Origin of the sequence: Rhodopseudomonas sp. B29, from assembly GCF_000333455.1 — a bacterium.
Classification (GTDB): Bacteria; Pseudomonadota; Alphaproteobacteria; order Rhizobiales; family Xanthobacteraceae; genus Rhodopseudomonas.
This window is the reverse complement of sequence record NZ_BADD01000536.1, coordinates 1-11405: the sequence shown is the minus strand read 5'-3', so window position 1 is coordinate 11405 and position 11405 is coordinate 1. Positions and strand designations below refer to the sequence as shown.

9 protein-coding genes are annotated in these 11405 nt (G+C 65.3%); 4 read left to right on the top strand and 5 right to left on the bottom strand.

Annotation, left to right across the window (positions count from 1 at the left end):
- The 4 genes from I5M_RS18945 to I5M_RS18925 all read right to left on the bottom strand — a co-directional run.
- A partial coding sequence (locus I5M_RS18945; protein ID WP_244432051.1) for an aldehyde dehydrogenase family protein occupies nt 1–218 on the bottom strand: 218 nt, incomplete at its 3' end.
- Between the two features lie 173 nt (nt 219–391).
- Nucleotides 392–1441 carry a helix-turn-helix domain-containing protein gene (locus I5M_RS18935; RefSeq protein ID WP_022722832.1) on the bottom strand — a complete coding sequence of 350 codons (1050 nt, stop codon included), beginning with the start codon at nt 1439–1441 and terminating at the stop codon, nt 392–394.
- Between the two features lie 176 nt (nt 1442–1617).
- Nucleotides 1618–2106 (bottom strand): ferritin family protein, encoded by a 489-nt coding sequence (locus tag I5M_RS18930; RefSeq protein ID WP_031337017.1) that lies wholly within the window; start codon nt 2104–2106, stop codon nt 1618–1620.
- A gap of 83 nt (nt 2107–2189) precedes the next feature.
- Complete coding sequence (locus I5M_RS18925; RefSeq protein ID WP_022722830.1) at nt 2190–3098, bottom strand: 2Fe-2S iron-sulfur cluster-binding protein; 909 nt, start codon at nt 3096–3098, stop codon at nt 2190–2192.
- Nucleotides 3099–3458: 360 nt separating this feature from the next.
- On the opposite strand from I5M_RS18925, the gene I5M_RS18920 reads away from it, so the two are divergent.
- The 4 genes from I5M_RS18920 to I5M_RS18905 all read left to right on the top strand — a co-directional run bounded on the left by I5M_RS18920 (nt 3459) and on the right by I5M_RS18905 (nt 10423).
- Nucleotides 3459–5033, top strand: coding sequence for a Do family serine endopeptidase (locus I5M_RS18920; RefSeq protein WP_022722829.1), 1575 nt, complete (start codon nt 3459–3461; stop codon nt 5031–5033).
- 278 nt (nt 5034–5311) lie between these two features.
- A complete protein-coding gene (locus I5M_RS18915; RefSeq protein WP_199900049.1) occupies nt 5312–5992 on the top strand; it encodes a response regulator transcription factor in 681 nt (226 codons plus the stop codon).
- On the top strand, nt 5976–7442 hold the full coding sequence (locus I5M_RS18910; RefSeq protein ID WP_022722827.1) for an ATP-binding protein: 1467 nt from the start codon (nt 5976–5978) through the stop codon (nt 7440–7442). The genes I5M_RS18915 and I5M_RS18910 overlap by 17 nt, the downstream gene beginning before the upstream one ends.
- A complete protein-coding gene (locus I5M_RS18905) occupies nt 7439–10423 on the top strand; it encodes a bifunctional [glutamine synthetase] adenylyltransferase/[glutamine synthetase]-adenylyl-L-tyrosine phosphorylase (RefSeq protein ID WP_022722826.1) in 2985 nt (994 codons plus the stop codon). Before I5M_RS18910 ends, I5M_RS18905 begins: the two co-directional genes overlap by 4 nt.
- Here the strand turns inward: I5M_RS18905 and I5M_RS18900 are convergent.
- A partial coding sequence (locus tag I5M_RS18900; RefSeq protein WP_022722825.1) for a helix-turn-helix domain-containing protein occupies nt 10420–11405 on the bottom strand: 986 nt, incomplete at its 5' end. The two genes, I5M_RS18905 and I5M_RS18900, sit on opposite strands and share 4 nt — an antisense overlap.

Below are 11405 nucleotides of genomic sequence, written 5' to 3'. Positions count from 1 at the left end.
AGCGGTTTGCCTTGTTCAAGCGTGATCAGGCGCGCCAGTTCGTCGGCATGCGCTTCGATGATGTCGGCGATGGCGAGGCAGGCTGCCGCGCGGACGCCGTCGTCGGTCGCGGCCCACGCGGGGAACGCCCGGGTTGCCGCGGCGATGGCCGCATCGAGCTCTGCAGGCCCGGCCTCGGGCGCGTAGCCGACAATGCCCCCGGTAGCGGGGTTGGTCACCGCAAACTATCGGCGGTGGTGACGGGACTGCCGCCGATGGTCATCGGCAGCAGCAGGTCTGCGGCGGAAATTCCGTCGATCCGTTCGTTCATGGGTCGCCTTTCGCTGGCTGATCGCGGACGCGAGCCTAGGGCGCGGCGAGGGCGAGCGGCTTCGACTGAAGCGACCGACGTTTAGGACTGATGCGACCGGTTGGGCGCTGGGGCGGGCGTGGCGTCGGCCGCCACCTGCTGCGGGCGGCGTCGCTCGCCGGGCGCGCTGCCGAACTGCCGGCGAAACGCGCGGTAGAAGAACGATAGATCGCTGAAGCCGCAGCCATAGGCGGCTTCGGTCACGGTCAACTCGGGCTCGCTCTGGATGCGGCGACGCGCGCGCTCCAGCCTGGTCGAGAGGATCTGGTCGCGCGCGCTGTCACCGTGTCGGGCAAAGCTGCGCTGGAGCTGACGAGGGCTGATACCAAGTTCGTCGCAGATCCGGCCCGGCGTGAACGCCGGGTCGTTGGCCTGCTGATGGATGATGCACAGCGCCTTGTCGTAGATGTGGTCGTGCGGTTCTCGGTGTGCAGCCCCGCCGCTCCTGGCATCGACCAGCGCGCTGGTCAGCACCGAGAACAACGCTTCGCGGTACTGATCGGGTGTGTCGTGGCCGAACCATGCCGGCGCTACGCCGTCGTCATCGCCGGCCACGACGCTGTCGTCGCCATGGGCGGTCTGCCAGATCATGCGTTGGAGCAGGACGCGCATTGCGATGGCGAATCCGCTGCTACCTGGGATGAGAACTGGCCCCTCGATCAAGCGGCCGAACCGTGTCAACGCGTCGCTGCGTGCGATATGCAGTGACACCTGCTCGGACTCTCGATCGAAGCGGAAGCGGCTCGACCTGGTGGCGTCGCTGACGAATACATCGTTGGGGCGCAAATGAGCGAGCGTCGCGCCCTGCGTCATCTCGGCAACGCCGGACAGCTGCATCGTGACCACGAAGTGATCGACGAAGTCGCGGCGGATCTGAGCGTCGCTGCGCTGGACTTCGAGGCCGGACAGCCTCACATAGGCGATCTCCGTGCCGGCTTGGCGCAAGAGGCCGGTGTGGGCGCCGAAGCCGTCGATGCCGCGACCGACCGACGAGCTTTTGCAGCGCACCGCGTAGTTGCCGCAGACCTGGCGGACACCGCTCTGGAAGGAGTCCACAGTGCGATGCGAACTCGGTGCGAAGACCGCATGCATGGATGGTCGGCTCCCTGCTTCGACACTCGTTCCCGTCAAAACGAGTGCAAATCAGAAGCAAGAAGTGTGCCGCAGGCTCCCGACGCCGTGGGGTCAGCGCGTCAAGTCCCCAAGCACTAAATGGCCGTCTCACCCCCGCCGGGGCGAGCTCGTGAGCATGAGCAGAGTTGCGCCGCTCAGAACGGCGTGATCTCCATAGGCAGCGGCTTGCCGGCCTTGTGCAGAGCGATCCAGCGGTGCAGCTCGGCGACGTGGCCGCTTTCCTCCTCGACGAATTCCTTGGCCAGCACCTTGATCTCTGGATTGTCGGTGGTGTCGAGGACATTCTTGTACCAGTCGAAAGCACCGGTCTCGGCTTCCAGTGCGATCTGCAATGCGAGGTCGCGGCCGATGAACGGGTCGGTGCCCCAGATCGCCGCCGTTTCCGGGCTCTCCACCCCCGGCCATTGGAAATCGCCGGGCTCCATCTGCGGGATGTCGCGGAAGCCGGCGCGCGCCTGGGCATCGGCCTGGTGCATGCGGGAGTAGTCCGCGAGCTGGCGAAACAGCTTCGAGACCTCTTTGTTGCCGCAACTATCCATCGCGTCGGCGAGCTGGCCGAACCGCAGCGCGGCTTCCTGCTCGAGTTTGATCGAATGCGCCAGAAACTCTTCGACCGTTTCCATCGTGGTGATCCTTCGTTGTTCGGCCGGCGCCGTCGTGGCGCCGGCCGTCTCCGTCGTTGGCGTAAGTATCATTGGCGTAAGTATCAGGCGTTCTCGATGGCCTTGGCGGCGTGCTTCTGCGCCCATTCCTCCTGCGTGATCCAGGCCTCGAGAATGCGAACGTGCTCGGCCTCTTCACCGACGAATTCCTTAGCCGCCGCGGCGACCTCAGCCGACTTGGTGGTGGCTTCGACCGCGCGATAGAACTCATAGCCGCGGCGTTCGCCCTGCAGCGCCGCCTTGAGCGCGCCGAGGCGCGTCAGCGAACTATCAGATGCCCACACCGCCGCGCGCTCCGGCGTCGCGTGATCGGGCCACGCGTAGTCCGGCGGGACGTGCTTGCTGACGTCGATACTGCCGGCGCGCGACTTCACTTCGGCCAGATGCAGCCGCGAGAAATCGGCCAGCTGGGCGAACAGCTTCGCCACCGGCTCGTTGCCGGCCGCCGCCATCGCCTTGGCGAGTTCGTCGTAGTGCAGCGCGGCGTCTTCCTCGACCTTGGCGGCGTAGCTGAAGAAATCCGGCAGCGTGTTGATCTCCATGCCACCCTTGTAGCGTGCCGCCGCCGGCGTCACCGCCATCTTCTGCGGCTGAGTCTTGTCGCCCTCGAACTTGACGAGGATGTCCTCGTTACGCACGAAGGTCTGGCAGGCGAGGCGGTAGCGCGGCGGAACGTCGTTGACTTCGGCGTTGGCGATTTCATCCTTGGTGATCTTGCCGAGCTGGCGCAGCACTTCCTTTTCTTTCTCGGTCAGCGCCACGGCCGATTTAGCCTTCGGATTGTAGTGCTCGACCTGGACCAGGCAGGAGCCGCATTCCCCGTCCTGACAGTCGAAGGGGATCGGGATCTTGTGCGCCTTGGCGACGGCCAGAATAGTGCCGCGGTCGCCGGCGACGGCATAGACGGTGACGTCCTTCGCCATGACGGGGGACGAGAAGGTGATGTTAGCCAAGGCGCTCTCCTGTGTGCGTGATGTGACGTAGGTCGACGCTTGGCAGCTCACTGTCGCTGCGCGTCCTTCGGCTCCGCCTTGGCAAGAAGCAGGCCACAGGAGATTTACTTGATTATCAGTTAGTTGCGAGGACGCGGCGCACAGGTAGCGGGCGCCGGCCGGATCGGATTCCCGACAGAATTGTACGAGTGTTGACAATCCTGTGATCGCATCGCGAGTTACTCGCGACCAACCGCCGCAGCCCGTTACCGCAAAGTTACAAAAGATTAATTCCGCATCCAGAGCGCCGTAAGGCGGCGATGCCCATGTTGTCCAGCAACGGGCAGAGCCCGCATTGCCGACCACTCTGGAGACTTCTGCATGAACGACCGCCGCACCGATCTCTCTTCGATGCCATCTTACCGGCCTGTGCGCCGGTCGCTGTTCTCGGCGCGCCGTTTCGCCCTGATGGCGTCGGTGGTGGCCGGTCTCGGTGTCGGCGCCGTTGGTCTCGGCCAACTGCCGTCTGGCGATCTGTTCAGCACGCCGGCGCACGCCCAGGTCGGCAACGACATCCACAAGTTTCAGCAGCCGGTCGGCTTTGCCGACATCGTCGAGAAGGTGAAGCCGTCGGTGATCTCGGTGAAGGTCAACATCACCGAGAAGGCGTCGAAGAACGATGATCGCGAAGATTCGCCGTTCCCGCCCGGCTCGCCGATGGAGCGCTTCTTCAAGCGCTTCGGCGGTGAGTTGCCGCCCGGCCTGCGCGGTGGACCGCGCGGCGGCGGAGTCGTCACCGGGCAGGGCTCCGGCTTCTTCATCTCGGCCGACGGCTACGCGGTCACTAACAATCACGTCGTCGACGGTGCCGACAAGGTCGAAGTCACCACCGACGACGGCAAGACCTACAAGGCGAAAGTCATCGGCACCGATCAGCGCACCGATCTGGCGCTGATCAAGGTCGAGGGCGGCAGCAACTTCGCATTCGCCAAGCTGTCCGAAGGCAAGCCGCGCATCGGCGATTGGGTGCTCGCGGTCGGCAATCCGTTCGGCCTGGGCGGCACGGTGACGGCCGGCATCGTTTCGGCAATGGGCCGTGACATCGGCTCCGGCCCGTACGACGACTTCATTCAAATCGACGCGCCGGTGAACAAAGGTAACTCCGGCGGCCCGGCGTTCGACATGAACGGCGAGGTGATGGGCGTCAACACCGCGATCTACTCGCCGTCGGGTGGTAGCGTCGGCATCGCGTTCTCGATCCCGGCCAACACGGTCAAGACGGTGGTGGAGCAGCTCAAGGACAAGGGCTCTGTCAGCCGTGGCTGGATCGGCGTGCAGATCCAGCCGGTGACGCCGGAGATCGCCGACAGCCTCGGGCTCAAAAAGGCCGAGGGTGCGCTGGTCGCCGAGCCGCAGAAGGATGGTCCCGCCGCCAAGGCCGGCATCGAGTCGGGTGACGTGATCACTGCGGTCAACGGCACGACGGTGAAGGACGCGCGTGAACTCGCCCGCACCATCGGTGGTTTCGCGCCCGGCAACACCGTGAAGCTCACGGTGCTGCATAAGGGGGCTGACAAGGAGGTCAGTCTGACGCTCGGTCAGTTGCCGAACCAGATCGAGGCCAAGGCTAACAGCGACGATGGCGACAGTGGCCGCAGCTCCAGCCGCGGCGTTGAGCTGCCCAAGCTCGGCCTGACGATCGCGCCGGCAGGTGCCGTCGCCGGTGCCGGCAAGGAAGGCGTCGTCGTCACCGACGTCGATCCGAAGGGCACGGCGGCTGATCGCTTCAAGGAAGGCGACGTTATTCTCGAGGTTGCCGGCAAGACGGTGTCGAAGCCTGCCGATGTCAGCGAAGCGATTGCGGCCGCCAAGTCAGACAAAAAGAACAGCGTCCTGGTCCGCGTCCGCACCGGCGGTTCGTCCCGGTTCGTCGCGGTGCCGATCGCCAAGGGCTGATCGAGCCTTACGAGTTGGAGAGTGTCGCCGGCATTCGTCGCCCCCGTCGACGGCGCTTTCCTGGGGACGGGTGCCAAAGCCCGTCCCCGCCCCATACCTTCCGGTGCGGAGACAGCCCCCCTCCGTCGGAAGGGACAGGCGGGCGGTGAAGTCCCCCAGCTTCACCGCCCGTTTTTTCAGGGATGATGTCGGGGCCGATCATGCACGCCTGCATGGGAGGTCGAAGGCACGCCATGGTGATGAAAAATCGNCAGATTCCGACGCAGCCCGAAAGCCATATGCGCTCCTNGATCATCGAGGACGACCGCGAATCCGCCGACTATCTGGTCAAGGCGTTTCGCGAAGTCGGCCATGTCGCCGACCTGGCCGGCGATGGGGAGGAGGGGCTGGCTCTGGCCGATTCCGGCGACTACGACGTGCTGGTGATCGACCGCATGCTGCCCAAGCGCGACGGTCTGTCGGTGATCGGCACGCTGCGCGAAAAGGGCAACCGTACTCCGGCACTCATCCTGTCCGCGCTCGGCCAGGTCGACGACCGCATCAAGGGCCTGCGCGCCGGCGGTGATGACTATCTTCCGAAGCCTTACGCTTTTGCCGAACTGCTCGCCCGCGTCGAGGTGCTGTCACGCCGCCACGGCGGCCCGGCCGAGGAAACCAGCTACCGCGTCGGCGACCTCGAGCTCGACCGGCTGTCGCACCGCGTCACCCGCGGCAGCGAGGAGCTGACGCTGCAGCCGCGCGAATTCAGGCTGCTCGAATATCTGATGAAACACGCCGGCCAGGTGGTGACCCGCACCATGCTGCTGGAGAACGTCTGGGACTATCACTTCGATCCGCAGACCAACGTCATCGACGTCCACATCTCGCGCCTGCGCTCCAAGATCGACAAGGGATTCGACCGGCCGCTGCTGCACACGATCCGCGGGGCGGGGTACATGATCCGTGACGGCCTTAGGTAAGCTCTTTCGCACCACCGCGTTTCGGCTGACGCTGGTCTATCTGTTTTTGTTCGGGTTGTTCGCGGCCTCGCTGTTGGTCTATTTCGCCTGGACCACGCACAGCCTTATCACCGATCAGATCACCACCACCGTCAACGCCGAGATTGGCGAGATCGACGACATCTACACGCGGCGCGGCCTGCGCGGGCTGGTGTTCACCATCGAGAACCGCGCGCTGCGGCCGGGCGCCAATCTGTATCTCGTCACGACTCCGGCTGGGCAGGCGGTCGCCGGCAATGTCGGCGCGCTGGCGCCGGGGGTGATGAGCAAGATCGGCTGGCAGGAGACCTTCTATCGCCGGCTCGACGATCAGGGTCGCTCCGACCATCGCGCGCTGGTGCGGGTCACTGAATTGTCCAGCGGCTTCCGATTGCTGGTCGGTCGCGATCTGGAGGAGCGGCGGCGGATATTCAAAGTGGTGCGCTCGGCGGCGCAGTGGTCGATCCTGATCGTCGTGGTGCTCGGCCTCGGTGGCGGTATCTTCGTCGCACGCCGCGTGCTGCGCCGGATCGATGCGATGACCGGCACGACGCAGCGGATCATGGCGGGCGACCTCTCCGGCCGTCTGCCGGTCGGGCGCAGCGGCGACGAACTCGACCGTCTGGCGGAAAATCTCAACGCCATGCTGGAGCGGATCGAGGCGCTGATGAGCGGCCTCAAGGAAGTCTCCGACAACATCGCCCACGATCTGAAGACGCCGCTGACGCGGCTGCGCAATCGCGCCGAGGAGGCACTGGCGCGTGCCGGCTCCGAGTCCGACTACCGCGCGGCGCTCGAGCGCACGATCGAAGAGTCCGACGGGCTGATCCGCACCTTCAATGCGCTGCTGATGATCGCACGTGCGGAGTCCGGTCACGCGCGCGGCGACATGATCGATTTCGACGCTGCGGAGATCGCCCGCGGCATCCACGAATTGTACGAGCCGCTCGCCGAGGATAACGGCTTGTCGCTGGCGGTGGAGGCCAGCCGCGCGCCGATGCACGGGAACCGCGAGTTGATCAGCCAGGCGCTGGCCAATCTGGTCGAGAACGCCATCAAGTACGGCGTGCCGGAACCAGCGCTGCAACCGGCGGACGGCGAGGCGGCGGCGCCTGATGCGAAGGCCCAACGCATCCTGATCGAAGCTCGCCAGGACGGTGATCAGGTGCTGCTCAGCGTCACCGATCATGGTCGCGGTATCCCCGAAGCCGACCGCAAACATGCGGTCGAGCGCTTCGTCCGACTTGAGGCGAGCCGCACCCAGCCTGGCTCGGGACTTGGCCTCAGTTTGGCCTCCGCGGTCGCGACGCTGCACGGCGGCGAGCTGCGACTTGGCGACGCGCATCCGGGTTTGCGCGCTACGCTTGCAATTCCCGCCCGCGCGGGCGAAGGACTGGCCGAGCCAACGATTTCAGAACCGGCCACGGTATGATCCCTTCCGCGATCAGCGCGGACCTCCACACCTCCAGCCTGGCCACGCGGTTCCGCGCTGGCCCGCTCGTCTTTGCTCCCGATCAGGCGACGGCTCGGTTCGAGAGCTGGCTCGCCGACGTCGCACCGGAACAAGCCGATGCGATCCGCGACGTGCTGCGCAGCGCGCCCGCGTTGGCCACCGCGGTGCATTCGATCGCCGAAGCTTCGCCGTATCTCTTCGACCTGATCCGCGCCGATGCGGCTCGGCTGCTGCGGCTGATGCGCAGCGATCCGGATGAGCGCTTCAAAACGCTGCTCGAGACCTCTGCGACTGAGGTTGCGGCAGCCTCCGAGGAAGCCAGCGTGATGGCGTCGCTGCGCCGTCTCAAGGCCGAGGCGGCGCTGCTGATTGCACTGTGCGACATCGGCGGCGTCTGGCCGGTGATGACGGTCACCAAGGCGCTGACCGATCTCGCCGTCGGCGCGGTGCAGATGGCGCTGCGCTTTCTGATGCGGCAGGAGGCGGCGCGGGGCCGGCTCAATCCGAACAATCCCGATATGCCCGAGCAGGACAGCGGTCTCGTCGTGCTGGCGATGGGCAAGATGGGCGCCGGCGAGCTCAACTACTCGAGCGATATCGATCTGATCGTGTTCTACGATCTCGAAGCGCCGACGCTGGCGCCGGACATCGAACCACAGCCGTTCTTCGTTCGCGTCACCCAGGGGCTCAGCCGCATCCTGCAGCAGCGCCGTCCGGATGGTTACGTTTTCCGCGTCGATCTGCGGTTGCGCCCGGATCCGGCCTCGACGCCGGTCGCGATCTCCACCGTTTCGGCCCTCAATTACTACGAACGCGAAGGCCGCACCTGGGAACGGGCTGCGATGATCAAGGCGCGGGCCTGTGCCGGCGACATCATTGCGGGCGACGTGCTGCTGGCCGAGATCGCGCCGTTCGTCTGGCGCAAGCATCTCGACTTCGCGGCGCTCACCGACGTGCACGATATGAAGCGCCAGATGCAGGCGTTTCGCGGCCAGACCGAGGTCGCGGTCGAAGGCCACAACGTCAAAGTCGGCCGCGGCGGCATTCGCGAGATCGAGTTCTTTGCCCAGACGCAGCAACTGATCGCCGGCGGCCGTCATCCCGAGCTGCGGGTGCGGCCGACGCTCAGGGCGCTCGAAGTGTTGGCTGAGAGCAACTGGATCACCCACCAGGCGCGTGACGAACTCACGGTGGCGTACGAATTCCTGCGCCGCGTCGAGCATCGGGTACAGATGATCGCCGACGAGCAGACTCACACGCTGCCCGATACGATCGACAGCATGGAGCGGTTTGCGCGGTTCTTCGGCTATGCGAACCGCGCCGCGTTCGCGCGCGATCTGCTGGCGCATCTGCAATGCGTGCAGGCGCATTACGAGAAGCTGTTCGAAGGCGACCCGACCGGCACCGCCAAGCTGCCGGACGTCGACTACGGCGCGGGCCCGCAGGACACGCGGCTGCTCGATCATCTGCATGCCCTCGGCTTCAAGAAGCCGGTCATGGTTGCGACCACGCTGCAGCAGTGGATCAGCGGAGCCTATCGCATTCTGAAGGTCGAGACGACGCAGCGTGCGCTACGCGATCTGGTGCCGCCGCTGATCGCCGAACTGGCGCGCGCCGAGGCGCCGGACAATGCTGTGGTGGCGTTCGACCGGCTGCTGCAGGCACTGCAGCGCGGCGGCCGGTTGATCACGCTGCTCGATCAGAACCGCGATCTGTTGTCGCTGGTGGCACTCGTGCTTGGCGCCGCGCCGCGGCTCGGCGACATGCTGGCGCGCCAGCCGCAGATCTTGGATGGATTGATCGACCCGCGCTTCTTCGGCGCGATGCCCGACCGAGCCGAACTCTCCGCACGTTTGGCGGCGACGCTCGCCGACGCCGGCTCCTACGAGGAATTTCTCGACCGTTTGAGGTTGTTCGGTCAGGAAAGCCTGTTCCTGATCGGCACGCGCATCCTGTCCGGTACGGTGTCGACCCAGCAGGCCAGCGTCGCATTTGCCGACGTCGCCGAAGGCATCGTCGGGACCGTGCATCGCCTGGTCAGCGATCAGTTCGCCGCATCCTACGGCCGGATCAAGGACCAGCACACCGCGATCCTGGCGATGGGCAAGCTCGGCAGCCGCGAGATGACGGCGTCGTCGGATCTCGATCTGATTCTCATCTACGATTTCGATCACGAGCAGCCGGATTCCGACGGCGACCGCTCTCTGCATGGCGCTCAGTATTTCGCCCGCTTCACGCAGCGGCTGATCAGCGCCTTCACGACGCGCACAAACTACGGCGTTCTTTACGACGTCGATATGAGGCTACGGCCGTCCGGCCGCGCCGGCCCGGTGGCGTCACGGCTCGATGCTTTTGCCGAGTATCAGGAGCATGAGGCGTGGACGTGGGAGCACTTGGCGCTCACCCGCGCCCGGGTGATTTCGGCCGATCCGGAATTCCGCGCGCGGATCGAAGAGGTGATCCGCAACGTTCTGACGCGGCCGCGCGACCACGCCATCATTGCCAGTGACGTCGCCGAGATGCGCCGTGCCATCGCGCTCGAGAAGGGCGAAGACGACGTCTGGGATTTGAAATACGCTGCCGGCGGCATGGTCGATATCGACTTCATCGCCCAGTATCTGCAACTCGTTCACGCCCACGAGGCGCCGGACATTCTCGCCGTCAACACGCTGGCGGCGCTCGACAACGCGGCGCGGCTCGGTTTCCTGCCGCAGCAGGCCGCCGACGTTCTGCGGCCCGCGGCACGGCTGTATCAGGATCTCACACAGATCCTGCGGCTGTGCGTCAGCGACAAGTTCGATCCCAAGACGGCGGGCGACGACCTGCTGCGTTTGATGGTCCGCGCCGGCGATGCGCCCGACTTTTCGTCGCTCGAGGCGCGCTTGCGGGAGACCCAGGCCGACGTGCGGGTGCTGTTCGAGCGCTTGATCGGCGGGGGCGGGACCAACGTATCGAGCTAATTCAGATTCTGGCTCACCGTCGTCCACCATTGGTGGACCACCGTCGGGTTGGTGAGCTGCACGGCTGCTGCTGCCGCCAGTTGAGCCTTGCGATACGCGCTCGCGGTGATGCCGAAGCGCGCCCGGAAGCTGCGGCTGAAATGCGCTTCGCTCTTGAAACCAAGATCGGCAGCGAGGCGGGACAATCTGCGGTTTTCGAGCGGATCGCTGAGCGCCGCCTGGACGGCGAGCAGCCGCCGCTCCTGCACATAGCGCATGATGCCGCCGCGATCCTCGAACAGCCGATACAACGAGGCGCGCGACACCGACAGCCTTCCCGCAAGCCAATCCGGCGACAATTCGGGCAGTGCCAGATTGTCCCGGATCAGCGCCTCGCTCATTGCCACCAGCGTCTCGTCTGTCTGCTGCTTGAACGAAACCTTTTCGCTCGAGGCACAGACGAATAGCCGGTTCAGAAAGTCCGCTGTTTCGTTCACCGTGCGGTTGACGTCCGCCTGAGTGAGCTGTGCGCTGCGCTCCTTCAGGGACACGATATAGGCCGCCAGCAGATCGTTGCGAAACGGATCGAGCTTCGGCTTGATCGCTTTCAGCGCTTCGTCGGCGAGCAATTTCTTCGGAACGATCAACGACAGCGTGTTGGACGCGAAGGCGCGCGTGTTGACCGGGTAGCTGAGATCGATGATGGCGACCTTGCCGGGCCCGATCGAGGCCTGCTGTCCGCTGATGGCGCCGGTGAAGCCGCCGCGCTGATAAAGATGCAGCAGCAGATGATCGGGCGTCGTGGAGATCCGCTGCTCGTCGCGGGCGAAGTCCTGCGCGTTGAAGGCGACCCTGGCGATCAAAAGATCGCGGATGATTATACCGTTTACCGATCCGGTCGGGGTCTTGCGTCGCGGCCCGCATGGCCGTGGTTCGAACAGCGGCGCGATGACCGCGCTCCACGTCTCGAAAGCGACCGATTCATCAAGACTTGATGTGACGT

Bases quoted from the DNA above. Each gene is read 5' to 3' on its own strand.
- I5M_RS18935 (WP_022722832.1), bottom strand. From the start codon at position 1,441: ATGCATGCGGTCTTCGCACCGAGTTCGCATCGCACTGTGGACTCCTTC.
- I5M_RS18930 (WP_031337017.1), bottom strand. From the start codon at position 2,106: ATGGAAACGGTCGAAGAGTTTCTGGCGCATTCGATCAAACTCGAGCAG.
- I5M_RS18920 (WP_022722829.1), top strand. From the start codon at position 3,459: ATGAACGACCGCCGCACCGATCTCTCTTCGATGCCATCTTACCGGCCT.
- I5M_RS18905 (WP_022722826.1), top strand. From the start codon at position 7,439: ATGATCCCTTCCGCGATCAGCGCGGACCTCCACACCTCCAGCCTGGCC.